The 25,934-nt window shown below is 61.3% G+C and carries 28 protein-coding genes; 19 read left to right on the top strand and 9 right to left on the bottom strand.

What is annotated here, in order from left to right; genetic code table 11:
- Window positions 1-91: 91 nt before the first annotated feature.
- A complete protein-coding gene (locus ACYVHT_RS10550; RefSeq protein WP_460550932.1) occupies window positions 92-1,180 on the top strand; it encodes a hypothetical protein in 1,089 nt (362 codons plus the stop codon).
- A gap of 190 nt (window positions 1,181-1,370) precedes the next feature.
- Window positions 1,371-2,921, top strand: a complete 1,551-nt coding sequence (gene lysS, locus ACYVHT_RS10545) for a lysine--tRNA ligase (protein WP_460550929.1) — start codon at window positions 1,371-1,373, stop codon at window positions 2,919-2,921.
- A gap of 378 nt (window positions 2,922-3,299) precedes the next feature.
- Here the strand turns inward: lysS and ACYVHT_RS10540 are convergent, their stop codons facing one another.
- Together ACYVHT_RS10540 and ACYVHT_RS10535 are read right to left on the bottom strand one after the other, a co-directional pair.
- Window positions 3,300-3,656 carry a YtxH domain-containing protein gene (locus ACYVHT_RS10540; RefSeq protein WP_460550926.1) on the bottom strand — a complete coding sequence of 119 codons (357 nt, stop codon included), beginning with the start codon at window positions 3,654-3,656 and terminating at the stop codon, window positions 3,300-3,302.
- Window positions 3,657-3,787: 131 nt separating this feature from the next.
- Window positions 3,788-4,225 carry a CsbD family protein gene (locus ACYVHT_RS10535; protein WP_460550923.1) on the bottom strand — a complete coding sequence of 146 codons (438 nt, stop codon included), beginning with the start codon at window positions 4,223-4,225 and terminating at the stop codon, window positions 3,788-3,790.
- Window positions 4,226-4,473: 248 nt separating this feature from the next.
- On the opposite strand from ACYVHT_RS10535, the gene ACYVHT_RS10530 reads away from it, so the two are divergent.
- From ACYVHT_RS10530 to ACYVHT_RS10495, 8 genes are all read left to right on the top strand, one after another.
- The gene (locus tag ACYVHT_RS10530; RefSeq protein WP_460550920.1) at window positions 4,474-4,713 is read left to right on the top strand and encodes a Kazal-type serine protease inhibitor family protein; all 240 of its coding nucleotides are present in this window, start codon (window positions 4,474-4,476) and stop codon (window positions 4,711-4,713) included.
- Between the two features lie 8 nt (window positions 4,714-4,721).
- A complete protein-coding gene (locus ACYVHT_RS10525; protein WP_460550917.1) occupies window positions 4,722-5,660 on the top strand; it encodes a GNAT family N-acetyltransferase in 939 nt (312 codons plus the stop codon).
- A gap of 186 nt (window positions 5,661-5,846) precedes the next feature.
- Entirely contained in the window at window positions 5,847-6,218 is a 372-nt protein-coding gene (locus ACYVHT_RS10520; protein WP_460550914.1) for a cupin domain-containing protein, read from the top strand.
- 31 nt (window positions 6,219-6,249) lie between these two features.
- Entirely contained in the window at window positions 6,250-7,107 is an 858-nt protein-coding gene (locus ACYVHT_RS10515) for a dienelactone hydrolase family protein (RefSeq protein WP_460550911.1), read from the top strand.
- A 53-nt stretch (window positions 7,108-7,160) separates the two neighbouring features.
- The gene (locus ACYVHT_RS10510) at window positions 7,161-7,466 is read left to right on the top strand and encodes a hypothetical protein (protein ID WP_460550908.1); all 306 of its coding nucleotides are present in this window, start codon (window positions 7,161-7,163) and stop codon (window positions 7,464-7,466) included.
- 228 nt (window positions 7,467-7,694) lie between these two features.
- Window positions 7,695-8,051 (top strand): hypothetical protein, encoded by a 357-nt coding sequence (locus tag ACYVHT_RS10505; protein ID WP_460550905.1) that lies wholly within the window; start codon window positions 7,695-7,697, stop codon window positions 8,049-8,051.
- A 231-nt stretch (window positions 8,052-8,282) separates the two neighbouring features.
- Window positions 8,283-8,699 carry a hypothetical protein gene (locus ACYVHT_RS10500; RefSeq protein ID WP_460550902.1) on the top strand — a complete coding sequence of 139 codons (417 nt, stop codon included), beginning with the start codon at window positions 8,283-8,285 and terminating at the stop codon, window positions 8,697-8,699.
- Between the two features lie 76 nt (window positions 8,700-8,775).
- Entirely contained in the window at window positions 8,776-9,303 is a 528-nt protein-coding gene (locus ACYVHT_RS10495; RefSeq protein ID WP_460550899.1) for a periplasmic heavy metal sensor, read from the top strand.
- Between the two features lie 78 nt (window positions 9,304-9,381).
- On the opposite strand, the gene ACYVHT_RS10490 is transcribed toward ACYVHT_RS10495, so the two are convergent.
- The 3 genes from ACYVHT_RS10490 to ACYVHT_RS10480 all read right to left on the bottom strand — a co-directional run bounded on the left by ACYVHT_RS10490 (window position 9,382) and on the right by ACYVHT_RS10480 (window position 12,893).
- On the bottom strand, window positions 9,382-11,631 hold the full coding sequence (locus ACYVHT_RS10490; protein ID WP_460550896.1) for a xanthine dehydrogenase family protein molybdopterin-binding subunit: 2,250 nt from the start codon (window positions 11,629-11,631) through the stop codon (window positions 9,382-9,384).
- Window positions 11,632-11,830: 199 nt separating this feature from the next.
- Window positions 11,831-12,088, bottom strand: a complete 258-nt coding sequence (locus ACYVHT_RS10485; RefSeq protein ID WP_460550893.1) for a hypothetical protein — start codon at window positions 12,086-12,088, stop codon at window positions 11,831-11,833.
- A gap of 382 nt (window positions 12,089-12,470) precedes the next feature.
- Window positions 12,471-12,893, bottom strand: a complete 423-nt coding sequence (locus tag ACYVHT_RS10480) for a winged helix-turn-helix transcriptional regulator (RefSeq protein WP_460550890.1) — start codon at window positions 12,891-12,893, stop codon at window positions 12,471-12,473.
- A gap of 100 nt (window positions 12,894-12,993) precedes the next feature.
- Here ACYVHT_RS10480 and ACYVHT_RS10475 point away from each other — a divergent pair, with 100 nt between their 5' ends.
- The 8 genes from ACYVHT_RS10475 to ACYVHT_RS10440 all read left to right on the top strand — a co-directional run bounded on the left by ACYVHT_RS10475 (window position 12,994) and on the right by ACYVHT_RS10440 (window position 20,668).
- The gene (locus ACYVHT_RS10475) at window positions 12,994-13,860 is read left to right on the top strand and encodes an SDR family oxidoreductase (RefSeq protein ID WP_460550887.1); all 867 of its coding nucleotides are present in this window, start codon (window positions 12,994-12,996) and stop codon (window positions 13,858-13,860) included.
- Window positions 13,861-14,067: 207 nt separating this feature from the next.
- Complete coding sequence (locus ACYVHT_RS10470) at window positions 14,068-14,661, top strand: helix-turn-helix transcriptional regulator (RefSeq protein WP_460550884.1); 594 nt, start codon at window positions 14,068-14,070, stop codon at window positions 14,659-14,661.
- Window positions 14,662-15,159: 498 nt separating this feature from the next.
- Entirely contained in the window at window positions 15,160-15,519 is a 360-nt protein-coding gene (locus ACYVHT_RS10465; protein WP_460550881.1) for a hypothetical protein, read from the top strand.
- An 85-nt stretch (window positions 15,520-15,604) separates the two neighbouring features.
- Window positions 15,605-17,419 carry an ABC transporter ATP-binding protein gene (locus ACYVHT_RS10460; protein WP_460550878.1) on the top strand — a complete coding sequence of 605 codons (1,815 nt, stop codon included), beginning with the start codon at window positions 15,605-15,607 and terminating at the stop codon, window positions 17,417-17,419.
- A gap of 60 nt (window positions 17,420-17,479) precedes the next feature.
- The gene (locus ACYVHT_RS10455; protein ID WP_460550875.1) at window positions 17,480-18,115 is read left to right on the top strand and encodes a hypothetical protein; all 636 of its coding nucleotides are present in this window, start codon (window positions 17,480-17,482) and stop codon (window positions 18,113-18,115) included.
- 14 nt (window positions 18,116-18,129) lie between these two features.
- The gene (locus ACYVHT_RS10450) at window positions 18,130-18,396 is read left to right on the top strand and encodes a barstar family protein (protein ID WP_460550872.1); all 267 of its coding nucleotides are present in this window, start codon (window positions 18,130-18,132) and stop codon (window positions 18,394-18,396) included.
- A gap of 394 nt (window positions 18,397-18,790) precedes the next feature.
- Entirely contained in the window at window positions 18,791-19,783 is a 993-nt protein-coding gene (locus ACYVHT_RS10445) for an ABC transporter ATP-binding protein (protein ID WP_460550869.1), read from the top strand.
- 78 nt (window positions 19,784-19,861) lie between these two features.
- The gene (locus ACYVHT_RS10440) at window positions 19,862-20,668 is read left to right on the top strand and encodes an SDR family NAD(P)-dependent oxidoreductase (protein ID WP_460550866.1); all 807 of its coding nucleotides are present in this window, start codon (window positions 19,862-19,864) and stop codon (window positions 20,666-20,668) included.
- Between the two features lie 12 nt (window positions 20,669-20,680).
- Here the strand turns inward: ACYVHT_RS10440 and ACYVHT_RS10435 are convergent, their stop codons facing one another.
- A complete protein-coding gene (locus ACYVHT_RS10435; protein WP_460550863.1) occupies window positions 20,681-21,661 on the bottom strand; it encodes a hypothetical protein in 981 nt (326 codons plus the stop codon).
- A gap of 285 nt (window positions 21,662-21,946) precedes the next feature.
- Here ACYVHT_RS10435 and ACYVHT_RS10430 point away from each other — a divergent pair, with 285 nt between their 5' ends.
- Window positions 21,947-22,885: a D-2-hydroxyacid dehydrogenase gene (locus ACYVHT_RS10430; RefSeq protein WP_460550860.1), complete on the top strand. Its 939-nt coding sequence runs from the start codon at window positions 21,947-21,949 to the stop codon at window positions 22,883-22,885.
- Window positions 22,886-22,895: 10 nt separating this feature from the next.
- Here the strand turns inward: ACYVHT_RS10430 and ACYVHT_RS10425 are convergent, their stop codons facing one another.
- From ACYVHT_RS10425 to ACYVHT_RS10415, 3 genes are all read right to left on the bottom strand, one after another.
- A complete protein-coding gene (locus tag ACYVHT_RS10425) occupies window positions 22,896-23,864 on the bottom strand; it encodes a pectinesterase (protein WP_460550857.1) in 969 nt (322 codons plus the stop codon).
- A gap of 12 nt (window positions 23,865-23,876) precedes the next feature.
- Complete coding sequence (locus ACYVHT_RS10420) at window positions 23,877-24,830, bottom strand: pectinesterase (protein WP_460550854.1); 954 nt, start codon at window positions 24,828-24,830, stop codon at window positions 23,877-23,879.
- 230 nt (window positions 24,831-25,060) lie between these two features.
- Window positions 25,061-25,891 (bottom strand): enoyl-ACP reductase FabI, encoded by an 831-nt coding sequence (locus ACYVHT_RS10415; RefSeq protein ID WP_460550851.1) that lies wholly within the window; start codon window positions 25,889-25,891, stop codon window positions 25,061-25,063.
- Window positions 25,892-25,934: the final 43 nt, after the last annotated feature.

The following is a 25,934-nucleotide window of genomic DNA, read 5'->3' as shown; positions in this document are numbered from 1 at the left end:
TCTGACTATCAGCACTATTTTCTTTAGTAAAATTTGTCAATATTTTTAGTAAATCAGAAACTAAAAGCCAGCGCGAATGTGTTTACTTGGCATGACTACGAAAGAGGAAACCCGCATCATTCCGCTCAACCCGCAGGTAGCAGCTATCGGCGACGAGCAACAGCAGAAATTGGCTGACGAAAACTGGCGCAAGTCGATTCCGGCGCAGGTTTTCCTCAACTATTTCTTTGCCATCAACTACCACATTCAGGAAAGCGAGGACGTGCTGGGCGGCTTGCAGAACCTGCCGTTTTTCCGCAGCCACACGGCTGAGTTGAGCGACGCCGATGCTGCCGCCATTACCAAGCTGCTGCACGCCAGCTGGAGCACGGAGTATGCGCTACGCGCCACGGCCGAGCTGGGCGATGAGAATTTTCTGCGCAACGCGCTGCACTGGACGTTTCCGCAGGCGTACCACACCATCTGGTCGGGGTTACAGGCATTTCTGTACACTATCGGCGTGCATTCCAACAACAGTCAGCTCATTCACCGCGAGGTGGGCCGGCTGGTGGTGAAAAGCGCCTATCCGCGGCCGGTTTCGTTTTACGCGGCCGGGGCCTATGGCGACTTCAGCATTCACCGCCTGCCGCTGGCAGGCTACAAGGCCGGGCTGCACATTGCCAGCAAGGAGATTGACGCGCAGGCGCAGATTGGCCAGTTCCTCCGCACTACCCGCAAGATGAAAGCGCAGTGGACCCGTGCCCAAGTGCAGGCCAACCCGAACACGGCCATCCGCAGCCAGAAAACCGGGCGTCCGCTCGACAAATGGACGGCTTCGCACTGGCAGCAGATTACCTGGCGCCTGGGCTATACCACCATTTTCGACTTGCTGGGCCGCCTGCGCATCTCGCAAACCAGCCGCGAGATTGAGCGCTACGTGGAGGCCGACATTGACTTCCGCCTTTTCCACGCCTCGCTGCTCAACATTGTGAGCTACCTCAACGGCATCCACGAAACGTATGTGGCCAAGGCCCTGGGCCTGGAGCGCTACCGCCAGCTGGTGGCCGAATTGCCGGTGCATTTGCAGGCCGGCTTCGTGCAGGAACGGCTGCGCACCCGCGTCGAGCCGGTGCTGGCCCCCACGCCGCCGAGCGCACCGGCCCTCAACGCCGAGGCTCCGCAGTACCGTATGGCGGCCTAAGGCCATTGATTTTGGGCATGGAAAGCCGCTTCGGTTTCGGAGCGGCTTTTTCGTGCCGTACTTTTGCGGTTCACTTCAAATTTTACTGCGCACTTCTTCGCTCAGGCCAAGAAGATGATTTGCCGAAGGAATGGTCCACAAAGCCTGTGGCATCTGAAAAAGCCGAGCGAATCCGTGGTTCAGATTATTTATGCAACACCTTAGCGAACAGGAAATTCAGCGCCGCCAGAAACTTGAAGAGCTGGAAAAGCTGGGCATCGAGGCCTATCCGTCGGAATTGTTTGACGTGACGTTTTATGCCAAGGAAATTCACGACAACTACCACCCGGAGCTGAACAATTTCCAGGAAGTGGCCCTGGCCGGCCGGCTGATGTCGTCGCGGGTGATGGGCAAAGCCTCGTTTGCGGAGCTGATGGATACTTCGGGCCGCATTCAGCTCTACATCAACCGGGATGAAATTTGCCCCGGTGAGGACAAGACGCTATACAACGTCGTGTTTAAGAAGCTGCTCGATTTGGGCGACTTCATCGGCGTGAAAGGCCACGTGTTTAAGACGCAGGTAGGCGAAACCTCGGTGCACGTCACGGAACTGAAGCTGCTCTCGAAAGCCCTGCGCCCGCTGCCCGTGGTGAAAACCCACAAGGATGAAGCCACCGGCGAGGTGACCACCTACGACGCCTTCACCGACCCCGAGCAGCGCTACCGGCAGCGCTACGTGGACCTGGTGGTGAACCCGCATGTGCGCGACACCTTCATCAAGCGCACGCAGCTGGTGCAGTCGATGCGGAATTTCCTCAACGACAAGGGCTACCTGGAGGTGGAAACGCCGATTCTGCAGCCGCTCTACGGCGGCGCGGCGGCCCGGCCCTTCACCACGCACCACAACACGCTGGACATGACGCTGTACCTGCGCATCGCCAACGAGCTGTACCTCAAGCGCCTGATTGTGGGCGGCTTCGATGGTGTGTACGAGTTCAGCAAGGACTTCCGCAACGAAGGCATGTCGCGCTTCCACAACCCCGAGTTCACCCAGATGGAACTGTACGTAGCCTACAAGGACTACGCCTGGATGATGGACCTGGTGGAGGAAATGGTGGAGCGCGTAGCCATGGCCCTGCACGGCAAGACCGAAGTGCAGGTGGGCCAGAATGTCATCAACTTCCAGCGTCCCTGGCAGCGCTACACCATGTTCGAGGCCATTGAGAAATACACGGGCAAGGCCATCGGTGAGATGGACGAGGCCGCCCTGCGCGAAACCGCGCAGGAGCTGAACGTGCACCTCGACCCCAGCATGGGCAAGGCCAAAATCATCGACGAGATTTTCGGCGAGCACGTCGAGCCCAAGCTCATCCAGCCTACGTTCATCACCGACTACCCGGTGGAAATGTCGCCGCTGGCCAAAAAGCACCGCGACCGGCCCGGCATGGTGGAGCGCTTCGAAGCCATCTGCAACGGCAAGGAAATCTGCAACGCCTTCTCGGAGCTAAACGACCCCATCGACCAGCGCAAGCGCTTCGAGGACCAGCTGGAGCTGGGCAAACGCGGCGACACGGAGGCTATGGTGCTCGACGACGACTTCCTGCGCGCGCTGGAGTACGGCATGCCGCCCACGGCCGGCCTGGGCATCGGCATCGACCGCCTGAGCATGATTATGACCAACTCGCACTCCATTCAGGACGTGCTGTTCTTCCCGCAGATGAAGCCGGAGAACGTGCAGAAAGAAAAACAGGAGGAGAAATAGACCTCGCATCTGTCATCCTGAGCGGAGCGAAGGACCTAATCACGGCTGAATGGCTTATGCTAACGTGATAAGGTCCTTCGCTGCGCTCAGGATGACAGGCGATTGATGGAAGTATAAAATCAGAAAAGCCCCACACGAAATGTCGTGCGGGGCTTTTCTTTTTACAACCTCCTTACCCTTCAAACCGTCGTTTTTACGAGAAGCTTGCGATGGAACGTCTGATTTTACTACCTGATTGTTTGACCAATTTCAGTAGAAGCTCCTACGGCCGGCAATTTTACTGGTAATTCGTTTCGGCCTTCTTTCAAGGCGATTGTAGGGAATTTTACGCAGGTGCTGATGAGTGGGTTACAGCTGGCGCAAAAATATTTTTGAAGCTTACATATTGGGCTGGTGGCGGGTATCGTCGCCGAAGCCGTCATAGTCCGGGTTATCCTCATTGTGGGTGTGGGCGGTGGAGGGCGTGCCGCTCAGGCCCTGGAGGAGGCGGTCGGCGGCCTGTTTGTCTTCGCTCACGGCGGCATCGGAGTTGGTGTGGCCGGGAGCCTCGCCTTTCACTTTGGCGAGGGTGTCTTTGGCCAGCTTGCTGAGGTCGCCGCCCCACTTGGCGGCCGACTTGCGCAGGCTGGCGCGGGTGTCGTCGCCGGTTTCGGGAGCCAGCAGCAGGCCGGCCACAATGCCGGCGGTAGCCCCGGCGATGAGCGAGAAAATGACTTTGCCTTTGTCGTCTTTCATGGTGTTGGGCTTTGCAGGAAAATGGAGGAATGTAACTATTCGATAACGGTGAAACCGCCCTTGTGGTTGGGGCACGAAAAAGCCCCGCACCATCAGGTGCGGGGCTGTTCTGTAATCAGGTCAAAGCCGGCTTACAAATCGTTCAGCATCTTGGTGATTTCGGCTTTGCCTTTGCCAAGCTTGTCCTGCAGCTTGCCCACCAGCTCGTCGCCTTTGCCTTCGGTGTAGGTCAGGTCTTCGTCGGTGAGTTGCGCGTACTGCTGCTTCAGCTTGCCTTTGATTTCGTCCCAGCTGCCTTTCAGTTTCAGGCTGCTGCCGGGCAGGGTCACGCCGAGGTCTTCGAGCTTGCCGGCGTATTCTTTGAATTTAGCTTCGAGGTCCGAACCCAGCTTCGTGGCCTGCTCGCCGAGCTGGCTGCTGTATTTGGTGGCAGCGCCTTTCCAGTTTTCGCGGGTGGCCGAGCCTTTGTCCGGGGCCAACAGGATGCCGGCAATGATGCCCGCGCCGGCACCGGCGAGAGCAGCGAGGAGAATTTTACCGGCGTTGTTGTCTTCTTCGTGGTACGACATGGTAATGGGGTAATGAAGGGTGAAAGGGTGTTGAAAGATTGGCTAGAGGGAGCGCCGGGCCAGATTAGCACCCGGCAGGGTGTCTGGGCGGCGGTTGTTCTGGCTGACTATACGGCAGGCACTGCCAGGGGTTGAGCTTGCGGGTAAATTTTCCGTAATCGGCTATATCCCGGCCTTCCGGGGTTTCTATGGTGAAGGCTATTTAAGCTGGTCGGCGTAGATTCGCCCTTCACCCACCCCGGCTCTACATGAAAGCATCCTGGATTCTGGGCGCAGCCCTGCTGCTGGCCGGTGCCTGCCAGCGCCACGCCGTGCCCACGGCCACTACCGACTGCATCGACCCCAGCAAAATCAACCCGCAGGGCATCTGCACCATGGAATACAACCCCGTGTGCGGCTGCGACGGCATGACCTACGCCAACCCCTGCGCCGCCGCCAACGCCGGCGTGCGCCGCACCACGCCCGGCCCCTGCACGGGCGGCAAGTAACCCCCGCCATGTCGGCCAAAGCCCGCTACCACGACTTCTGCCGCGCCGCGCCCGATGTGCCGGTATTTGCCCAACCGTGGTACCTAGATGCCTGCGCCGAAGGCGGCAGCTGGGACGTGGTGCTGGCCGAGGAAAAAGGCCGGGTAGTGGCGGCACTGCCGTATTTCTACAAGCAGAAAGGCCCGTTTCGCTACGTCACGATGCCGCTCTTCCTGAAATGGCTGGGGCCGTACGTGCTGCCCGAGTTCCGGGGCCGGCTGCCGAAGGAGCACGAGCTGCTGCAGCTGCTGCTGGCGCAGCTGCCGGAGTTTGCAGCCTTCAAGCAGAATTTCTACCCCACGGCCACCAACTGGCTGCCATTCTACTGGGGGAAATTCCGGCAGACTACTTTCTACACCTACCGCCTGCACCGGCTGCGCCGCCTGGCAGAGGTAGAGGCGGGCCTGAGCACCGGCATCCGGCGCGACATTCGGCTGGCCCGGCAGAAGGTGCGCGTGGCGCACGACCTGCCGCTGAGCACCTTTTACCAGGTGAACCAGCTCAGCTTCACGCGGCAGGGCTTGCCCGCGCCGTATTCCGAAGCGCAGTTCCGGCGGCTCGATGCGGCGCTGGTGGCCCGGCAGGCCCGGCAGCTGTTCTTTGCCGTGGATGAGCAGGGCCGGGTGCATTCGGTGGCGTACCTGATTTGGGATGCCACCACGGCCTACTACCTGCTGGCCGGCGACGACCCGGCCCTGCGGGCCAGCGGCGCGGGCGTGCTGCTGGCCTGGGAGTGCATTCGCTACGCCAGCGAAGTGCTGCGACTCGATTGCTTCGATTTCGAGGGCAGCATGCTGCCGGGCGTGGAGCGCATCCGGGTGCGGTTTGGGGCGGTGCAGACGCCGTATTTTTTTGTCTGGAAGTATAATTCACGGCTTTTTGAGCTGTTAGAAAAGCTGAAGCCGTAGAGCACCTGCCAGCCGAAGAAACGTCGAAGCTGTTTAGAAAGTCAAAATCGTCTGTCATCCTTCGCTGCGCTCAGGATGACAGACGTGTGGGCAAATCAGCCTTTCTAAACAGCTTCGTCGTTTTCAACGGCGTTTCATTCCGGGTGACGGCCCATTAACGCAACCTATTCCCAATCTCACCAACCCATGAGCGAAAAACGCTATATCCTCAACCCCTCCCCTTTCATTGTACCCACCACCGACGGCAAGCTCATTGAAGAGCATGTGGGCGGGGCCAGCACCGGCACCTCGGCCTACAGCCTGGCCCACATGGTGGCCCCGCCGCACTGGAGCGAACCGCACCAGACGCCCAGCTTCGATGAAATCACCATCGTGGTGCGCGGCCGGAAGCGGTTTGAGATTGACGGCGACGTGGTGGAGCTGCACGCCGGGCAGGCCCTGCTGATTAAGGGCGGGGCGCGGGTGCGCTACTCCAATCCGTTTGGGGAAGAGTGCGAGTACTGGTCGATTTGCGTGCCGGCCTTCAGCCCCGATACGGTGAACCGGGAGGCCGAATAATTTCTGATTCACCCCCCTTACTTTTAGCCGCATGGACCAGCGCATCATCAACCTCTTCGACGAATACACCCACGCCCCGCTCACCCGTAAGGAGTTTATGGAGCGGCTCATTAAGCTAGCCGGCGGCACGGCCCTGGCCCTCACGGCGCTGTCGGTGCTGGAGCCGGGCTATGCGGCGGCGGCCACCGTAGCGCCCGAAGCCGACGACCTGGACACCGAAGACGTGAGCTGGCCCGGCGATGGCGCCACGGTGCGCGGCTACCTGGCCAAGCCGAAGAGCAGGAAAAAGCGCGGGGCCGTGGTGGTCATTCACGAAAACCGGGGCCTCACGCCGCACATTAAGGATGTAACGCGGCGCGTGGCGCAGGCCGGCTATCTGGCACTGGGTGTCGATGCGCTGTCGGTAGTAGGTGGCACGCCGGCCGATGAAGACAAAGGCCGGGAGCTGATTGGCCAGCTCGATGCCACCAAAAACCTCAACAACTACCTCGCGGCCCTCGCCTACCTGCGCGGCCGGGCCGACTGCAACGGCCGCACCGCGGCCGTGGGCTTCTGCTGGGGCGGCGGCCTGGCCAACCAGCTGGCCGTGCACGACCCCAAGCTGGACGCGGCCGTGGCGTACTACGGCCAGCAGCCCAAAGCCGAGGACGTACCCAAAATCAAAGCCGCCGTGATGCTGCACTACGGCGGCCTCGACCAGCGCATCAACGCCGGCATTCCGGCCTACGAAGCGGCCCTGAAAGCGGCCGGCACCAAGTACGAGCTGTACGTGTACGAAGGCGTGAACCACGCGTTCAACAACGACACCTCGCCGGCCCGCTACAACGCCGAAGCCGCCAGGCTGGCCTGGGAGCGCACGCTGCGCCTTTTCAAGGAAAAACTGGGATAGCCAGACAACCGAGCGGCATTGGGTGGCATCTTTGCAGTGTCCATCCGCTTCCCATGTCTGCTAAAAAAGTATCCGTTTTGCTGGTTGCGCTGCTGCTCAAAGCCGTCAGCGGCCGGGCGCAAACGACGAGCCCGCCGCCTCGCGACCCTGACTACCAGCAGGTGAGCGTGCCGGTGCCCCGGGCCGTGTCGCTGGTGTCGGATGTGGCCAGCGTGCTGTTCTCGCGCGATGATGACGGCAAGGACAAGGTGCAGGCCCTGCTGGACCGGCGCAAGGAGCGGTCGGAAAAACGCGACCACAGCCTCCGGTTCAGCATTCCGAAGAACGGCCTGACCCGCACGCTGGGGCTGGTGGAATAAGAAATGATGCCGGGCCAACCGGTCATTAGAGGCAATAAGTCCGGAAAGTGGGCGGGCTGGTCGGGATTTCCGGCTGGCCCGTCCACCTTTTTATTTCCGGGCCAGTTGTGGCCGATGCTTTGCAAATACCTTGGCAGGACGATTCGATTCCCACAGCCGGAGCCCGCTGCCTGCAGCCGTCAGGCTCCAACCGTTTTTCTCTCCCCTCACTTCACTGCTTCAGAAACCATGAAAACCACTTTGTTTTCCATCCTCGCCGCTGCTACGCTGTTCGTCTCCACGCCTTCGATGGCCGCTGCTCCGGCTGCTTTTCCGCTCGATAACCGCAACCCCTACGACCGGCTGAATGACCGCAACGATAAGGATTTCAACTACGGCTTCGACAAGCGCCACCGCGTGACGCCCCAGGAACGCGCCCGCTGGGAAGCTGCATACCGCAATGACCGCCGCGACGACCGCCGCGACGACCGGTTCGACGACCGCAACAGCCGCGATTTCAACTACGGCTTCGACAAAGGCCACCGGGTAACGGCCCAGGAGCGTGCGCGCTGGGAAGCCGCCCACCGCTACGACGGCCACCGCTAATGCCACCGGGAGCCGGGCAATAAGGCCCGGCCCCCCTGGCTCCGGGCCACTCATCCACTACTTGTTGGGTTTGGTCGATGATTCGCCTGTCTCGGTCCACCTTCCTTTTCAGCACCTGCTTTCGGTAGCAGGTTTGCACTCATGCTGGCTGACCGGCACGCTTTGATTTGCTGAAACGAGCAGCCGCCAGCCATCCCCCCAATTTTCAGTACCCTTCACCCCAAAAGCGCTATGAAAACCGCCCTTTTCTCCATCCTTGCTGCCGCTAGCCTGCTGACGGCCAGCGCATCGGCCGCCACGCCTGCCTTGCCGGGCCCCGAGCTCCGCACCGAGCAGCAAAACCCCAACGACCGGTTCAACGACCGCAACAGCAGGGATTTCAACTACGGCTTCGACAAAAACCATAAAGTGACGCCGGACGAGCGCAAGCGCTGGGAAGAGGCCCACAAAAATGACCTCAGGGACGACCGCAAAGACTACAAAAATGAGCGCAAAGACGAGCGCAAGGACCGCCGGGAAGACATGAAAGACGCTCGCAAAGACGAGCGCAAAGACAAAGACTTCAATTACGGCTTCGACAAAAACCACAAGGTGACGCCCCAGGAGCGCGCCCGTTGGGAAGAAGCTCATCGGAATGACCGCCACTAACGTATGCTCCCCGGGGCTCATCGCCTGAGTCCCGGGACTTTAGGCTCCCATTTTCTCACTTTTCCCATCCAACTCAATGAAAGCTTCTTTTTTGACCCTGCTGGCCGCTTTTGCCCTCACCATCGGAACGGCTGCGGCCCAGGCGCCTGAGGGCGGGATGCCGGGCGGCGGCTACGGCCGCATGCAAGGCAACCCCGAAGAGATGGCCAAGCGCCAGACCGAGCGCATGACCCAGGAGCTGGGCCTGAACGCCGACCAGGCCGCCAAGGTGCAGCAAATTCAGACCGCCCGCGCCCAGGAAATGCAGGCCATGCGCGGCCAGGCCGGCGGCGACCGCGACAAGATGCGCGAGCAAATGCAGGCCAGCCGCGCCAAATACGACGCGCAATACAAAGAAGTGCTGACCGCCGACCAGTACACCAAGTACACCAGCATGCAGGCCAACCGCATGAACCGCGGCGGTGGCCCCGGCATGGGCGGCCCCGGTCCTGATGCCAACATCGACAAGATGAAAGCCAAAACCAAGGACGGCGATAAAATCAAAGCCAAGGAAGACAAGGTGAAAGTGAAGGCAGATGGCGTAAAGACCAAAGCCGAGAACTAACCACCTGCCGCTCAATCGGAAAGCAAAAGCTCTGGCCATTCGGCCGGGGCTTTTTGCGTTTGCAGGCAATGGGCTGGCTTAACCAGCTGCTGCCATTGGCCCCGTCAGCTTGTCCGGCGTGATGGGCAGCTCGCGCACGCGGCGGCCGGTGGCGTGATACACGGCATTGGCCACCGCCGCCGGGAAACCGACCAAACCGATTTCGCCCAACCCTTTGGCGCCCACGGGGTCGAGCAGATAATCGGGCTGGTTGATGAATTCGACTTCGACTTCGGGCACGTCGGCGCTGACGGGGACGTGGTATTCGGCCAGGTCGTGGTTCAGGATGCGGCCGTAGCGGTGGTCGATTTGCGCACTTTCCATCAGCGCAATGCCGATGCCCCACACCACCGAGCCCAGCACCTGGCTGCGGGCCGTTTTGGCGTTGAGCACGGTGCCCGCATCCACCACCGACACCACGCGGCTCACGCGCACGGCGCGGGTGAGCGGGTGCACCTCCACTTCCACAAAGCTGGCACAGAAGGACTTGCCGGAATAGCTCTCCATCTCCGGCGACTTATCGGCTTTCTGCGTCGTTTCCAGCGCGGGCAGCTGGTGCTGCTTCAGCACCTCGCCGTAGCTCAGGCGTCGCCCCTTCCTGCGCGTCGATACCACAAAGCCGTTTTCGGTGGTCAGGTCTTCCGGCCCGGTTTTGCCCAGCGGGCTGCCGGGTAGTCGAACGGCCAGGTCGAGCAGCTGTTTTTTCAGTGCCGCGCACACCTCATGCACCGCCGAGCCCACCGACGTAGCCGTATGCGAACCCGCCTGCAGCGGCGCTTCCGGCAATGATGAGTCGCCCAGCTCGAAGCGAATGCTGGCGGCCGGCACGCCGCTGGCATCGGCCGCAATCTGGGTCATGATGGTGGCGGTGCCGGGGCCGGTGTCGGCAGTGGCGCTTTGCACCAGCAGGGTGCCGTCGGGCAGCAGGCGGGCGCGGGCCGTGGCGGCGCTGCGCTCGGCTTTGTAGATGCCGGTGGCCATGCCCCAGCCCAGCAGGTGGCCGTCGGGGGTGCGCATGGAGCCGGGCGCGGCGGTGCGCTTGTGCCAGCCGAACAGCGTGGCGCCGCGCTCGTAGCATTCGCGCAGGTGCTTGCTGCTCCAGGGCTTGTCGTTTTCGGGGTCGCGGGCGGCGTAGTTTTTCAGGCGCAGGGCCAGCGGGTCCATGTTCAGAGCCACGGCCAGCTCGTCCATCGCGCTTTCCAGGGCAAAAGAGCCGCTGGTTTCGCCGGGGCCGCGCGTCCAGCAGGGCGTGCTCAGGTCGAGGGGCACGAGGCGGTAGCTGATGTTGAGGTTGGGCACCGCGTAGGCCGTTTTGGTGGGGTGCACGATGCGCTCGGCAAACTGCTCGTGCTGCGAGGTGCTGCCGTAAGCCTGGTGCGTGATGCCGACCAGCGTGCCATCGGCCGTGGCCCCGATGCCGATTTTCTGAATGGACTGCGGCCGGTAGCCCACCATGTTGTACTCGTGGTCGCGGCGGCCCATCACTTTCACCGGCCGGCCCAGCTTCCTGGCGGCGATGATGGCGGCCATCTCGGGCGGCCAGATGCGCGACGAGCCCCCAAACGCCCCGCCCACGAACGGCGAATGCACCTGCACACTGTCGGCTGGCAGCTGCCACATGCGCATCAGGTCGCCCTGCGCCAGCTTCGGGCCCTGGGTTTTGTTGTAAACCGTTAGCTTTTCGCCTTCCCACAGCGCAACGGCGGCATGCATTTCCATCGGGTTGTGCACCTGCATGGGCGTGCGGTATTCCTGCTCCACGCGCACCGGGGCCGTTTTGTAGGCATCGGGCTGGCCACGCAGGTAGCTGGCTTCCTGCCTGGGTGCTACGTTTCGGGCAAGATGCCGGGCCAGGTTGGTTTTGTGCGCGGCCACCTCATACTCCACCCGAACCAATGACGCGGCGTAGTGCGCCTGCTCCAGCGTTTCGGCCACGGCCAGGGCCACGGGCTGGTTGCTGAACTGAACCTGGTCGTCGTAAAAAACCCGGAATTCCTGGCCTTCCACCCGAGGGTTTTTATTGGTTTGGGGGCTTTGGTAGCCGGGGGCTTTGGGCGCGTTCAGGTGTGAGACGATGGCCAGCACGCCGGGGGCTTGTTCGGCCGCGGCAGTGTCCAGCCACTTGATGCGGCCCCTGGCAATATCACTGGTTACCAGCACGCCGTGCACACAGTTGGGCACCGCGTGCTCGGCGGCGTAGCGGGCCTGGCCGGTCACTTTCAGGCGCCCATCGACGCGGCTGCGTGGCTCGCCGATGGCTGCGGAAGGCGGGGGCAGGTGGTTTTCCATGGAGCGGTGGCGAGGGTCCGCCACTTTACGGCCGGTGAAATGGGTGCGTTGCAACCGTGCAGCTTTAACACACGGGGCAGATGACGGGACGCGAAGTGCCGCGTTGCTACATGCCACTGGCGGGTTTCTGCCACAAAAAAAGCGGCTACCCCTGCCTCAGGAGTAGCCGCTTGTGCGACAAAGGAAACCACCTGCTGCCTTACAGCGTGCGGTGCGCCCGGCTCCTAGTGTGGGGCGTGGCGCTGCGCCGCGCCGTGGGCTTGTGCTTGAACAGGCCGAAGAAGCCCGACTTCTGGCTGCTGTGGCCCCGGTAGTAGCGGTACACCGGCACGTAGTTGCCGGCCATGGGCTTGCGCCGGTGAATGGGCCGCGACGTAGCAGCCGCTGCCGAAGCGGCGTAGGTTTCGGCACTCGCAAAACCCAGCAGGAGGAAGAACAACAAAGCGGTACGCAGCATACAAAAAGGTGTGAATGGTGGCACGTTTCGAACGGCGGTTTTCGCCATCGGTAGCGGCTTGCTACTGCATTACTAACTCCACAAACCGCAGAATTATTACATCGGGCGGGTTTTTACTCGCCCATTCCGTCGCCCCAATCGACCAATCCGCTACCTGGACGGCTGAAAATGAGTTAGTAAAAGGCCGGAGATATTTTTCCGCTTTTTTCGAAATAAGCAGCAGATTAACTGTCATTTGCCGCGTTAGCGGCCGAGCTGGTTAGCACTTATGCCATTATTTATTGAATAATAAAGCTGGTTATTATTCCTATTCCATTTGCGTTTCCCCAGCCGTAGCGCAGCCCGGCATGGCGGCCCGGCGGCAGGCCCGCCGCCCGACGCGCTACGCGGCCATTGCCACCCGCTTCCGGGCTTCGGCAATGGCCGGCGCATGGGCGGCGGCCCAGTTGCCCAGCTGAATAACGGCCCCCAGCAGGCCCTGGCCCAGCTCCGTGAGCTCGTATTCCACGCGCGGCGGCACCTGCGCATACACGGTGCGCGCCACCAGCCCATCGGATTCCAGCGCGCGGAGCGTGACGGTGAGCATGCGCTGCGAAATACCGTCGATGCGCTTGCGCAGCTCGTTGAAGCGCAGGCTCTCGGTGCTGCCCAGGTGCAGAATGGACAGCAACGACCATTTGTCGCCGATGCGGTCCAGGATGTCGCGCACCGGGCACAGGCCGAAGCCATCGGCGGGCACAGTAATGATTTTCCTGGCCGCCGCCTGAATTTTAGTGGGCTGATTGTCAGCAGTAGTTACCTCCATGTGCCTTAAGCAGAAATAAATGCCTTCTTGCGCCGGGGCAGAAGAGCCGAATACCTTTGAGTTACCAAAAGTAACCATTGGTCCTTAAACCTCCAACTGTATGATTGCCATCACCGGCGCCACCGGCCACCTCGGCCTCGCCACCATCAAAGCCCTCGCGGCCCAAATTGCCCCTTCCGAAATCGTGGCCGTTGTGCGCGACCCGCAGAAAGCCGCCAACACGCTCCCGCAAGGCGTGGCCGTGCGCCAGGGCGACTACAACGACCCGGCCGCGCTGCTCACCGCCTTCCAGGGCGTTGAAACGGTACTGCTCATTTCCACCAGTGAGCTGGAATACGAAGCCCGGCTGCGCGAGCACAAGAACGTGATTGACGCCGCCAAGCAGGCCGGCGTGCGCCACCTCATCTACACCAGCGTGGTGAATCCGTCGCCGGAATCAGCTTTCGGTGCCTCGCCCAGCCACTTTGCTACCGAGGAATACCTGAAATCCTCGGGCCTCGCCTACACTATTTTCCGCAACACGCTCTACCTCGACATCATCCCGATGCTGGTGGGCGAAGGCACGCTGCCCAGCGGCAAGCTCTACTCCTCGGCCGGCGATGGCAAGGTGAGCTACGCCCTGCGCGAAGAAATTGCCCAGGCCCTGGCCAACGTGCTGACCTCCGAAGGCCACGACAATCAGATTTACGACATCGCACCCGGCCCCGCTTATTCCTTCCAGGATATTGCCTCCGGCCTGAGCGAGGTAACCGGCCAACCCGTGGAATACGCGCCCGTTTCGGACGAGGAAATTGCGGCCAGCCTGCGCGAGCACCAGGTGCCGGAGCCGTTCATCAACCTGCTGCTGGGCATGAGCAAGGCCATGAAGGAGGGTGAATTTGATGCCGCCAGCGGCACGTTTGAGCAGCTGCTGGGCCGCAAGCCAACGGATTTGAAAACCTATCTGGCGGGCGTGTACGGGAAGTAATTCCGGTTGCGGCCAGTTGCAGAGGCACCCCGGCGGGCCGCGTGGTTGCGGTGGGCCGGGGTGTCTTTTTTTGCGCTGTTGGCGCAAGTTTAGCCCTAAGCAACAGAATATTTGTAGCGTTTTTTCAGAAAGTTACTAATAACGCTACGGATGTGTAGCGTTATTAGTAACTTTCTGGAAAAACGCTACAAATCCTTCCGCCTGCCTATGCCCCGCCGCCGTATTTCCACCGAAAGCCCGATTGGGGCCGTGCGCCGCTACTTTGGCCTCAGCCAGGAGGAACTGGCCCTGTTTCTGGAGGTGAGCCGGGCCATTGTCAGCCACATCGAGGCCGGCCGCCGCGACCTCACCGTGGCCCTGCGCCTCCGGCTACTGCCCCTGACCCGGCACCTGCCGGCCCCGCCGCTGCTGGTGCCCGACCACGAGCCGCTCCCCGCCACGGCCCCCGCCCCCGAGGCCGCGCCGCTGGAGCTCCGCCGCAAAGTGTGTCTGCACCGAGCCGCCAGCTTGCGCCTCGAGCTCGGCAAGCTCACGGCCCGCGCCGTGTACGCCAGCCGCTGGCAGCAGGCCTTGCCCACCATCCTCACCGACCTTGAAACTGCCGCCGCCCTCCTCCCCCCCCTGCCGGAAGAGGAGGACCCGGGGGCCTCCGTGCGGCGGTGGCTGCCCAGCTTCACCCGCCGCTTCAAGCCCAGCCACGCCGCCCAGTATCACTTGCTCCGCCTGCAAGCCGAAGCCTATGAAACCGAAGCCGCCGCGCTGGCGGAGCTGCTGGCCGGTTCGACTGCTAAGGGCGAATAGCTGGCGCACGTCCGCGACGCGCTGCCGACTGGTTGCTACTTTTACCGCGTCGCGCGGGGGTACGCCCCCAGCCCTACCGAGATTCTTTGTAAAAAGACGAGGCCCCAAACCGCCTGGCAGCAGTTGGGGCCTCAGAAGTTGGGGGTTATTTGACAACCCTTCACTTCCAGCAAGAATGAAGAAGGAGCGCGCGATGAAACTACTACAAGCGGCTGGCAAAGCTATTTTGTTGGGAGCGGCTAGCGGAATCGGAAAGGCCCTGGTGGCCCTACTGCTTTCGCTTCTACTCCGGTAGTTGGTAAGGGAGTTTGGCCCAGGGCCGGGCTCCCTTATTTTTTACCTGCCCCAAAGATAAGCGGCCGGAGTGGTTGTGTAACGCTACTTATGCGTGCAAGGTTCGTAGGCTGAACAATCCCATCAGGTGCTACTTTCGGAGCATAATCTTAGAAATGCTATACCGGAACCTAAAGCTACGACATGAGAAATAATAGTGAAGGCATGGTTGAAATCATCGGCTCACAGAAAGTTGCTGCCAATTCTTACTCATGCGAAGCTATAATTGAGTTAAAAAGAGAATTCATTAAATTACGCTTTAGCGTAACTGAGATTGGCTACATGATGCTGAAAAAGCTGCTATCATTTCAGCCTTTTGAGAATATATCAGCTGGCATTTACCGCTACTATTTCTCTGGCAGTTACAGATTCCTAGGTGACGACCAAGTATTCGCGTCAATTAGAATAGAGCAAGGTCGGCGGCATAAACAATTTGAAATCGAAGTAACACGACCAATAATAGCCAATTTGAATTGGCTGGGCGTGATAAAGGATAAAGAAGAAGTAGCCCAGCTTCTTTTTTAATCAACAACCCCACCCCCGCCCCGCCCGTCTAACCGGCTCCACTGTAGTGCGGGGCCTGCCCCCGCCCCTACAAAACGCCTTTCCGATGAGCCTCTGGCATATTATCCAACGCCTGCTGCCTTTTGTGCGGCCCTACCGCCGCCTGGTGATTGCTACGCTGCTGCTCACGCTGGTGGGCTCGCTGGCCGCGCAGGTCAACCCCTTTGTGCTGCGCTACACGGTTGATACCGTGCAAGGCATGCTCGACAAGGGCCAGGGCCTGGCCGAGGGCTGGACGCTGCTGGCCTGGGTGAGCGGGCTGTTGCTAGGCAAGGAAATCATCAACACCTTCATCCAGTTCGGGCAGAAATACTACGGCGAGAAAATCCGCATCCAGATTTCCGGCGTGCTGGCCCAGACGGCCGTGAGCAAGATTCTGAGCTACCAGCTCGGCTTTTTCTCCGACGATGGCAACCAGACCGGCAAGCTCCAAACCCGCATCGACCGGGGTGTGGAGAGCCTCATGAAGCTGGTGCAAAACTTCTTCATCGACATCATGCCGCTCTTCGCCAACGCCATTGTGGCGCTGGTGGTCATTTTCCTCAACAACAAGTGGGTGGGGCTGGTGGCGCTGGCGGTATTGCCGGTGTATTTCTGGCTCAGCTACGCGCAGGCCGCGAAATTGCAGGGCGTGCGGCGCTGCCTCCAGCGCCTGCGCGAGGAGAAAAACCACGGCCTCATCAGCATCATCGACAGCATTGTGGTTATCAAAAGTTTCGTGCGCGAGCCCTACGAGGGCCGCAAGCAGGCGGCCGTGCAGAGCCGACTCGAAGGCGCCCAGCTCCTGACCCGCAAAACCAACTTCCGCTTCGACGGCCTCAAAACCTTCGTCGAGCAGATTGGCGTGGTGGCCATCATCGTGCTCACGGCCTACCTCGTGCTCGGCCGCCAGATTTCCATCGGGGCCATCATGTTCCACATTTTGCTGTTCAACAACGTGTCGGCGCCCATCCGGCAGCTCCACCGCATCTACGACGAAATGAACGAGGCCCTCACCTACTCCGAAGGCTTCTTCGCCATCCTCGACGCCGACGACCAGCGCGAGCGCCCCGGCCCGCTCGAACCCGGCGACAACCTGCGCGGCCAGTTCGAGCTGCGCAACGTCAACTTCACCTACCCCAGCGGCACGGCCGCCCTGCACGACGTGAGCCTCACCATTCAGGCCGGCAAAACTACTGCGCTGGTGGGCCTCAGCGGGGCGGGCAAAAGCACCATCATCAACCTGCTCTGCCAGTTCTACCGCCCCGACAGCGGCGAAATCCTCCTCGACGGCCACCCGCTGGCCCAGTACGACACCTTCGCCCTGCGCCAGGAAATCGGCCTGGTGCTCCAGAAAAACCACATTTTCAAGGGCACCATCGAAGAAAACATCCGCTACGGCGACTTCACCGCCACCCAGGCTCAGATTGAAGCAGCCGCCAAGCAGGCCTACCTGCACGACCAGATTCTGGACCTGCCGCGCCAGTACGAGTCCGATGCCCAGCAGCTCAGCGGCGGCCAGCAGCAGCGCATCGCCATCGCCCGGCTCTTCCTCAAAAACCCGCCCATCATCTTCCTCGACGAGCCCACTGCCAGCCTCGACGCCATCGCCACCGAGCAAATCAAAAACTCGCTCGACGCCATCAAGCAGGGCCGCACGGTGGTCATCATCTCCCACAGCCTCGCCCAAATCGTGGATTCGGACTGCATCTACGTCATGAAAAAAGGCCATATGGTGGAAAGCGGCACCCACGACGAGCTCTACGACATGCGCGGCACCTACCGCGAAATATTCGACGCCTCGGCCCGCAGCTTAAATATCGAGAAGCTGGCTAAGACCATGGCCGATGACGGGGACGACGTGCTGGATACGGCTTCGTGAGAATAAACCGCTATATCTTAGTTGCTTCTCGAAGAATATCACAACTCTGTTGGTCACACTATGAAAGCATACTTCGCTTCTGCCTTCTTGCTCGCAGGAATTACTATCAGTTCCTTCAAGCCACAAGAGAAACAATCGTTCGAAGGCACCATAGTGTATCGGATTGACGCGCAATCAAAGACGCCTAATATTTCCACGGAGAACCTGCAGAAATTGTATGGTAAGCAAATGGCACTATCAATACAGGGCAACAAATACCGAATGTCGTATAGTGGACTGGATTTAAAAGAAGTGTTTTATTTGGGTTCAACGAACAAGCAATATGCTCTGCGAAACGATATTGACACCTTATTCATAACGAATTGTACCGAGGAGAAACGGCAGCTTGTAAGTTCGACAATTACAACAGGAACGGCAGTTATCCTAAGCCATAAATGCCGCTTGTTAACCAATAACTTAGGCACAACGCAAAACCAATATTGGTTTGATTCATCCATTTATATAGACCCTAGTAATTTCAAGAACCATAAGTTTGGCTATTTCAATGTGTATTACGAAAAGGCCAAATCACCTTACTTGAAATACGTTTATAATGGAGCTAATTTCTCTCTTACATACACTGCCATAAGTATTCAAGAAAAGAAACTCAGCAGCAATGTATTTCAATTGCCAAAGCTCCCTCAAAAAGGGTTTTAGTTTTTCTCATTGAAATGACCATTGACCTCACCGGCATCGACACCAAAGCCGCTTTTCACCAGACGATGAAAAGCCAGCTGGGCTTTCCGGACTGGTACGGCGAGAACTGGGACGCTTTCTGGGATGCCATCATCGCCGTGGTCGAAATGCCGGATACCGTGGTGTTGCAGCACTGGCAAGTCTTCGCCCAGGCCTGCCCCCACGACATGGCCATCCTGCGCGACATCATCGCCAACTACCCCCACGAAAAGCCCGGCAAGCAACTCCTGCTCGCTTCGTAAGCCGCTGCGAAGCTGCCGTCACACCCCGTAAATCCCTTGTCAGAGGCCACGAGCCCGTTGTCAGGTACTGCATAGCCGTAGTCAGAAGCCGCAAATCGGTTGTCAGACGCTGCCAACCCGTTGCTGAGGCCGACAAGCCTTTGTCAGACGCTCCGAATCCCTTGTCATAGGCCGCGAATCGGTTTACAGACGCTGCGCGGCAAAATGACGATGTTGCTGCTGGCGCGCGTCTGCGACGCGTGCCGGCTGGGTTCGAGCCTGCGGCTCGGGTTCGAACGACTTGCGGCAAGGCTTATCCAGCGGCCCAACGCCCGAGCCACAGGCTCGCCGCCAGTCGGCACGCGTCGCAGACGCGCGCCAGCAACGAGCGGCCAGGCCCTTTCTTTGCCGGCGAATGGACATCCTCACCGTCACCAACCTCAGCCTCACCGAAAACGGCTTCACCGCGCTCCAGCCCATCAGCTTCACCCAAAAAGCGGGGCAGAAGCTGGCGCTGGCCGGCGAAAGCGGGGCCGGCAAAAGCACGCTGCTGCAGCTCGTGGCCGGCCTCATTCAGCCCAGCACCGGCACGGTGCACGCGCTCGGCAGCCGGGTGCGCGGGCCGCACGAGGTGCTGGTGCCCGGCCACCCCGGCGTGGCCTACCTCTCACAGAAGTCCGACCTGCCGCACTCCCTGCGCGTGGAGCAGGTGCTGCGCTACGCCAACCAGCGCCCCCAGGCCGAAGCCCAGGCCGTGTACACGCTGTGCCGCATCGACCACCTGATGCTGCGCCGCACCGACCAGCTCTCGGGCGGCGAGCAGCAGCGCGTGGCGCTGGCCCGGCTGCTGCTGGGCGCCCCGCGCCTGCTGCTGCTCGATGAGCCCTTTTCGAACCTGGACCGCACGCACAAGCGCCTGTTGCAGGGCATTATTGAGGAGCTGGGCACGCGCCTGGGCATCACCTGCCTGCTCGTGTCGCACGATGCCACCGACGTGCTGCCCTGGGCCGATGAAATTCTGGTGCTGCACCGGGGCCGGCTGGTGCAGCAGGGCCCGCCCCGGCAGCTCTACCACCAGCCCGTGGACGAGGCCACGGCCGCCCTGTTTGGCGACTACAACCTGGTGCGCGGGGCCGAACGGCGGGCGCTGCTGCCCGGCCGGCGCTTTGGCAAAAACACGGCGCTGCTGGTGCGCCCCGAGCAGCTGCGGCTGGGGCCGATGCACGGCAGCGGGGCGACCGGCACCGTGCGGGCCGTGCGGTTTCTGGGCAGCTATTATGAGGTCGAAGCCGAATTGGGCGCGAACAGCGTGCGGGTACGCGTGCCAACCGCCGAGCACGAGCCCGGCGAAAAGATAACCATTGCGGTAGTGCCGGGAGGGAGCTGGGACATTGCGATTTCAGCTTAACCAGCCGTAAGCGCGACAATAACTCCGGGTCAGGGGCCTGCGTTAGGATTCCGGTCCAACCAAACCTTTCCACATCGAATGGCAACCCAACAAACCGCCCTCATCACCGGCGCCACCAGCGGCATTGGCCGCGCGCTGGCCAACTGCTTCGCGCAGGACAAATACAACCTCGTCATCGTGGCCCGCGACCAGGGCGAGCTGAGCCGGACGGCTTCGGAGCTCAAACAACAGTTTGGCATCGAAGTCACGACCATTGCCAAGGACCTGTTCCAGCGTGACGCTCCGTTTGAGGTCTACAACGAAATCAAGGCCAAAGGCACTCAAATTGACGTGCTGGTGAACGATGCCGGCCAGGGCCAGTACGGCACCTTCGACACCACCGACGTAAACCGCGAGCTCGACATTATCCAGCTCAACATCGGGGCCTACGTGGTGTTTACCAAGCTGTATCTGCAAGAGTTTAAGGCGCGCGGCGAGGGTAAGATTTTGCTGGTGGGCAGCATTGCGGGCGAGCTGCCCGGCCCGCTGCAAGCCGTGTACCACGGCACCAAAGCCTTCGTGAATTCCTTCGCCGAGTCCATTCAGGAGGAAAACAAAGACAGCAACGTCACCATCACCAACCTGCTGCCGGGCGTGACGAAAACCGATTTCTTCGAAAAAGCCGACATGACCCGCGCCAAGAACGTGGCCGACGGCAGCGGCGCCGACCCCGCCGACGTGGCCAAAGACGGCTACAAAGCCCTGATGGCCGGCGAAAGCCGCATCATCTCCGGCTTGATGAATAATGTGCAGGTGGGCATGAGCAAGGTGATGCCCGACCCGCTGGTGGCTGCCCAGGTGCACAAGCAGAGCGCCCCGGTAGATGGCGACGAAAGCGCGCGCTAGCACGCCCAGCGGTCAGGATTTGAGCCGGGTTTTGGACTTGCGGGGCCGGCTTCCGGCCGGGCCAGTGAATGCAGTGGGGCGGGCCGCCCGAATCTGCTCGCAGGCGATGCGCTGCAGGGCCACGGCTTCGGCGGGGGCAATGCCCAGCGTGGCGGCAGCCTGCTCGGCCCCGCCCAAGGCACACGGGTCGTGGTCGGTGATTTCGCCAAACAGCACGCAGGCCGTGAGGTAGGCCCCCCAGTTGCTGGGATGGTAATGGTCGGCTGCCCACAGGTCGAGCTTGCCTGATTCGGGGGCGTAGGGATTGGGCAGGGCCACGCCGGCCTGCACGGCGCGCAGCCAGGCATCGCCGGCCGGAGCCACGCCGGCAAAGCCGGCATTGTGGCGCAGCAGGCCATAGTAGGCCGTGTGCAGCTCCTGGGTCATCGAGTCGAGGGGCAGGCCGGCAAATGGGGTACCGGGTGGGTAGCACAGGTCGGCCCGGGGCCAGGTTTGCAGCAGGTACACGCGGGCCTCGTCGTTGGCGGCGTGCACGGCCTGCTCCAGGCGGGTGGCGTAGTCGCGGAAGTTATCGGGGTGGCCGCCGTGGCGGGCGGGCAGCGGGCCGGTGCTGTATTCCTGCAGCACCACCTTGTTCCAGCGCGGCTGCTGAATGATGGCCAGCGCGTGCTCGTGGTGGTACTGCAGGGGCTTGGCGTTGATTTCCTCAAAATGCACCTCGTAATTCAGCCCGGCTTCTTCGGTGAACTGTTGAAAGATGCCCGGAATGCCGCCCCACACCACGGGCTCGCCGGTGGTTGTTTCGCAGCGCGGATGGCCGGCGGGCAGGCCAAAGTTTTCGTCGGTGACGCGGGCCGCGTTGTAGGCCAGCACCGGCTGGTATTTGCCGTGAAAAAAGCTATTGCCTACAAAAAGTATCGTGGTGGGCCGGCCGGCGGCCGGGCGCTGGGCAGCGGCCGGCCGCCCGGGCTCCGGCCAGAGCACAGGCAACATCGCCAACTTAGTAAAAATAGCCCTCAAGCGCATCGGTAATGGTAGGCCTGTCTGTCCCCAGCACCGGGTTGCGGCGCCGGAGCCGGAAAATTCAACGAATGGAACCTGCAAGAAAGCTATATTTTCCCGGAACCACTTCGGCGCCGCCAATCAACAATGGCCTCTGCAGCAGGTTTAGAAGCTCCCGGCTGCGGGCTGCTCCGCCATTCTCCCGCTACAATCCGCGCAACTCCCGTATAGTCCACTCGTCCTTATGCCAGCTGCCGCAGTCACGGTGGCCTTTCTATGAATCTTTTTGTTTATTCTCCCCTGAGTGCTTCGGCCCGGGCACATTTGCAGCAGCTGCTGCCTACCGATTGGGCGCTCACCTTCGGCCCCGACCTGCCGGCCGACCAGCAGCAGGCCGCCTTCCAGACGGCCGATGTGCTCCTCGGCAACCCACCGCCGGCCTGGTTCCAGGCCGGCGCACCGGCCAGCCTGAAGTTCTGGCAAATCGACTCAGCCGGCTTTGAGCGCTACCGCGACGTGCACGTGAGCGTGCCGGTGGCCAACATGGGCGACTTCTTTGCCTGGCCCTGCGCCGAAACCATGGTGGGCGGCCTGCTGGCCCTCTACCGCCACCTGCCCGAGCTGGCCGTGCTGCAGGCCGAAAAAAAGTGGGTGGGCGGAGCCTTCGTGCGCAACCGCTCGGGCCTGCTGCGCGGGAAGCGCGTGGTGGTGCTGGGCGCGGGAGCCATTGGGCAGGCCGTGCGCCAGCAGCTGGGCGGGTTCGAATGTGCAGTGCAGCTTTTGGCCCGCACCTCGCCGCAGGCTGAGCTGCATTCCAGAGAAGACCTGCTGGCCGCCCTGCCCGACACCGACATTGTCATCAACACCCTGCCCGGCAGCGCCGTGGGGTTTTTCTCGGCCGCGCTTATTGCCGCCATGCGCCCCGGTAGCATCTACGCCAGCGTAGGGCGCGGCAATACCACCGACGAGCCCGCCCTCATTGCGGCGCTGCAAAGCCAGCACCTGGGCGGCGCGGTGCTGGATGTGACGGCCACCGAGCCCCTGCCCGCCGATAGTCCGCTCTGGACGCTGCCCAACGTGCTGCTCACCCAGCACACCGGCGGCGGCCAGGCTTTCGAGGACGAGCGCAAAGCCGATGTGCTGCTGCGCAACCTGGAAAACCTGCGCACCGGCCAGCCCTTCGAGAACCCGGTGGACTTGCGCCGGGGCTATTGATTGCCCGTCGTCAGGGGCGCTTGCCGGCCGGCATCCACGGCTCAGCAGCCGCAAAAATTGTCTTCAGCGTGTACCGTTTCGCCTCTTTGGCCGTGAGTTGGTGCGACCAGGCCACCCGGCCGCGGGCATTGGCGCCGGGGCCGGTTGAACTGAATTCGGCGAAGTAGGCCGTCTTTTCATTCTCCGGGTTTTTCCAGTTGTCCCAGCCGGCGGCGGCAATGTGGCGGGCCATTTCCGTGTTCAGAAACACCACTTTGGCGTTGGGCCGCCAGGGCCGGCCCAGGTGTACGTGCTTGGCCAGCACGGTGTCGGCCGTCAGCCTGCAGTTCAGAAACACGAAGCCGAACGGCTGCTCAGCCGGCGTGGAGGCGGCCGTGATGAAGGAATTTTTCTTGCTCTTAATCGTGCAGTGGTCGAACACGGCCGTGCTGGCGCCGAAAATGAAATCCGTCGTGCCTTCCAGGTAGCAGCCGCTGAAATACTGCCGGGTATGGCCCGCCGCCAGAAACAGGATGTCCTGATTGCCCACCACCCGGCAGTTGCGGAACGTGCACCGGTCGCCCTCTACGTGCAGGGCCACGGCCTGGCCGGCTGTGTAGCCCGCGTTGTTTTCAAACGTCAGGTTTTCGGCCGTGAAATCGTTGGCCTGCACCAGTACCGCGTGCGAGCTGTACGTGTCGTGCCCGGCCGCGTCGCCGGTGTGGTCGTCGAACGTCAGGACGGTGTTGTCCGCGCTTTCGCCCACCAGCCTGATGCAGGTTTTGAGCGTGGGCACCACCAGCTTTTCGCGGTAGGTGCCGCTTTTGATGAAGATGGTGATGGTTTGCTGCGCCTGATTGGACACGGCATCCACGGCGGCCTGCACGGTACGGTAGGTGCCCGAGCCATCCTGCGCCACGGTGATGGGGCCGGTTTTGGGGTCGGGTTGGGCGTGCGCGAAAAAACCGGTCAGCAGCAACGTCAGGGGCAGAAGTTTCATCCGAAAAAAAGCTTAGTTGGCGAGCGGGTTCCAGCCGTGTAGCACCTCATCGCGGGTGTAGTGCCGGGCTTCGGCGTCGGTGAGCTGGTGCGCCCACGGCACGCGCTTCGCGGGCGCGGCTCCTGGCCCCGTCGATTTATACTCGGCGTAGTAGGCCGTTTTCTTGTTGGCTTCCTTGTCCCAGGGGTCCCAGCCTTCGGGCCGAATCATGGCCCCCAGCTCACAGTGCAGGTACACGGTTTTGGCGTAGGGCCGCCAGGGCCGGCCCAGCCCGAAGCTGCCCGCCGGGGCATCGCCACCAATGCGGCAATGGCTGAACACGTAGCCAAACCGCGCCGTGTCGGGCGTGCTGGCCGCCGTGACGAAGCCGCCGCGCTTGCAGAAAATGGCGCAGTCCTCGAACCACGCCGTGCTCGAGCCGAAGATGAAATCCACCGTGCCCTCGATGTAGCAACTCTTGTAAAACTGCCGGCTGCCGCGGCCATAGGTGTACAGCGTGTCCTGAAAGCCCAGAAACCGGCAGTTCACAAACGCCGCCTTGTCGCCGTCGACCCACACGGCCACGGCCTGCCCCACCGGCCCCGCCGAATTCTGAAACGTGAGGTTTTCGGCCGAGAAATCCGTGCCGTAGATGTAGCAGCTCGCCGAGCCCGACGTGCCCTTGTCCTCCCCGAAAATGTTCTTTTTCTGGTTGTAGTCGTCGTAGGTCAGGATGGTCAGGTCCCGGTCTTCACCGATAATTTTCACCAGCTGCTTCGAGCCGGCCAGAATGAGCTTCTCCTTGTAAATCCCCTTTTTGATGAAAATAGTGGTGACTTTCTTCCGGAAGTCCGGCACGGCATTGAACGCCTCCTGCACCGTGCGAAACCGGCCGCTGCCGTTCTGCGCCACCACAAAATCGTAGCCGAAAGCCCGGCTCGGGGAAAGGCTGCTCAGCAGCAGCACTAGCAACAACAGATGCTTCATGGTTCAGCGGTTTTTCTGCCGTAAACCTAGCGGCTGGCGGGTCCGAAAGCACGGATTTTCTGCGCAATCGATGCCGGCGTATATCGAAGCTGCTCAGGAAGTCAATACCGTTGTCATCCTGCACTGCGCTCAGGACGACAGACGCGCCCTCCAAACGGACTTTTTAAACAGCCCCATCAATAAAAAAGCCCGGCCAGGTGGCCGGGCTTTCGCTTTTCAATAAGGCCAATCTACTCCTGCGCGCCGGCTGCCGCGCTCACCAAATCCACGATTTCGGCCGAGATGCCGGTGGTGCTGAAGCCGCCGTCGTGCATCAGGTTTTGCATGGTTACGTAGCGCGTCAGGTCCGAGAAGAGCGAGATGCAGTAGTCGGCGCAGGCTTCGGCCGGGGCGTTGCCGAGGGGCGACATCTTGTCGGCAAACTCGTAAAACGCGTCGAAGCCGCTGATGCCGGTACCGGCCGTGGTTTTAGTGGGCGACTGCGAGATGGTGTTCACGCGCACCTTTTTCAGCTTGCCGAGGCGCTGGCCGTAGCTGCGGGCAATGCTTTCGAGCATGGCCTTGGCCTGGGTCATGTCGGTGTAGTCGAGGAAGGCGCGCTGGGCCGCGATGTAGCTCAGCGCCACCACCGAGCCCCACTCGTTGAAGGCATCCTGCTTCTCGGCCACGGCCAGCATCTTGTGCAGGCTCAGGGCCGAAATGTCAATCGTCTGCTGGAACCACTGGTAGTTCAGCTCGCCGTAGTGCTTGCCCTTGCGGATGTTGGGGCTCATGCCGATGGAGTGCAGCACGAAGTCGAGCTTGCCGCCCAGCTGCTCCTGAGCGCCGGCAAACAGCTTTTCCAGCTCCTCCGTCGACGTGGCATCGGCCGGGATGATGGGCGCGTTGCATTCCTCGCTCAGCTTGTTGATTTCGCCCATCCGCATGGCCAGCGGCGCATTGGTGAGCACAAAGCGGGCCCCTTCGGCGTGGGCGCGCTGGGCTACTTTCCAGGCAATGGATTTCTCGTTGAGGGCGCCGGAAATGATGCCGACTTTGCCGGCGAGGAGGTTGTTAGGCATTGAGTGAATGGGGGAATGGGTGAATGGGTGAATGGCACAGTCA

The organism is Hymenobacter daeguensis, from assembly GCF_054780555.1.
The sequence above is the reverse complement of the archived record's forward strand: the minus strand, read 5'-3'. Positions and strand labels throughout refer to the sequence as shown.

Coding starts and splice junctions, on each gene's coding strand:
- ACYVHT_RS10550 (WP_460550932.1), top strand. CDS start 92: ATGACTACGAAAGAGGAAACCCGCATCATTCCGCTCAACCCGCAGGTA.
- lysS (WP_460550929.1), top strand. CDS start 1,371: ATGCAACACCTTAGCGAACAGGAAATTCAGCGCCGCCAGAAACTTGAA.
- ACYVHT_RS10540 (WP_460550926.1), bottom strand. CDS start 3,656: ATGAAAGACGACAAAGGCAAAGTCATTTTCTCGCTCATCGCCGGGGCT.
- ACYVHT_RS10535 (WP_460550923.1), bottom strand. CDS start 4,225: ATGTCGTACCACGAAGAAGACAACAACGCCGGTAAAATTCTCCTCGCT.
- ACYVHT_RS10530 (WP_460550920.1), top strand. CDS start 4,474: ATGAAAGCATCCTGGATTCTGGGCGCAGCCCTGCTGCTGGCCGGTGCC.
- ACYVHT_RS10525 (WP_460550917.1), top strand. CDS start 4,722: ATGTCGGCCAAAGCCCGCTACCACGACTTCTGCCGCGCCGCGCCCGAT.
- ACYVHT_RS10520 (WP_460550914.1), top strand. CDS start 5,847: ATGAGCGAAAAACGCTATATCCTCAACCCCTCCCCTTTCATTGTACCC.
- ACYVHT_RS10515 (WP_460550911.1), top strand. CDS start 6,250: ATGGACCAGCGCATCATCAACCTCTTCGACGAATACACCCACGCCCCG.
- ACYVHT_RS10510 (WP_460550908.1), top strand. CDS start 7,161: ATGTCTGCTAAAAAAGTATCCGTTTTGCTGGTTGCGCTGCTGCTCAAA.
- ACYVHT_RS10505 (WP_460550905.1), top strand. CDS start 7,695: ATGAAAACCACTTTGTTTTCCATCCTCGCCGCTGCTACGCTGTTCGTC.
- ACYVHT_RS10500 (WP_460550902.1), top strand. CDS start 8,283: ATGAAAACCGCCCTTTTCTCCATCCTTGCTGCCGCTAGCCTGCTGACG.
- ACYVHT_RS10495 (WP_460550899.1), top strand. CDS start 8,776: ATGAAAGCTTCTTTTTTGACCCTGCTGGCCGCTTTTGCCCTCACCATC.
- ACYVHT_RS10490 (WP_460550896.1), bottom strand. CDS start 11,631: ATGGAAAACCACCTGCCCCCGCCTTCCGCAGCCATCGGCGAGCCACGC.
- ACYVHT_RS10485 (WP_460550893.1), bottom strand. CDS start 12,088: ATGCTGCGTACCGCTTTGTTGTTCTTCCTCCTGCTGGGTTTTGCGAGT.
- ACYVHT_RS10480 (WP_460550890.1), bottom strand. CDS start 12,893: ATGGAGGTAACTACTGCTGACAATCAGCCCACTAAAATTCAGGCGGCG.
- ACYVHT_RS10475 (WP_460550887.1), top strand. CDS start 12,994: ATGATTGCCATCACCGGCGCCACCGGCCACCTCGGCCTCGCCACCATC.
- ACYVHT_RS10470 (WP_460550884.1), top strand. CDS start 14,068: ATGCCCCGCCGCCGTATTTCCACCGAAAGCCCGATTGGGGCCGTGCGC.
- ACYVHT_RS10465 (WP_460550881.1), top strand. CDS start 15,160: ATGGTTGAAATCATCGGCTCACAGAAAGTTGCTGCCAATTCTTACTCA.
- ACYVHT_RS10460 (WP_460550878.1), top strand. CDS start 15,605: ATGAGCCTCTGGCATATTATCCAACGCCTGCTGCCTTTTGTGCGGCCC.
- ACYVHT_RS10455 (WP_460550875.1), top strand. CDS start 17,480: ATGAAAGCATACTTCGCTTCTGCCTTCTTGCTCGCAGGAATTACTATC.
- ACYVHT_RS10450 (WP_460550872.1), top strand. CDS start 18,130: ATGACCATTGACCTCACCGGCATCGACACCAAAGCCGCTTTTCACCAG.
- ACYVHT_RS10445 (WP_460550869.1), top strand. CDS start 18,791: ATGGACATCCTCACCGTCACCAACCTCAGCCTCACCGAAAACGGCTTC.
- ACYVHT_RS10440 (WP_460550866.1), top strand. CDS start 19,862: ATGGCAACCCAACAAACCGCCCTCATCACCGGCGCCACCAGCGGCATT.
- ACYVHT_RS10435 (WP_460550863.1), bottom strand. CDS start 21,661: ATGTTGCCTGTGCTCTGGCCGGAGCCCGGGCGGCCGGCCGCTGCCCAG.
- ACYVHT_RS10430 (WP_460550860.1), top strand. CDS start 21,947: ATGAATCTTTTTGTTTATTCTCCCCTGAGTGCTTCGGCCCGGGCACAT.
- ACYVHT_RS10425 (WP_460550857.1), bottom strand. CDS start 23,864: ATGAAACTTCTGCCCCTGACGTTGCTGCTGACCGGTTTTTTCGCGCAC.
- ACYVHT_RS10420 (WP_460550854.1), bottom strand. CDS start 24,830: ATGAAGCATCTGTTGTTGCTAGTGCTGCTGCTGAGCAGCCTTTCCCCG.
- ACYVHT_RS10415 (WP_460550851.1), bottom strand. CDS start 25,891: ATGCCTAACAACCTCCTCGCCGGCAAAGTCGGCATCATTTCCGGCGCC.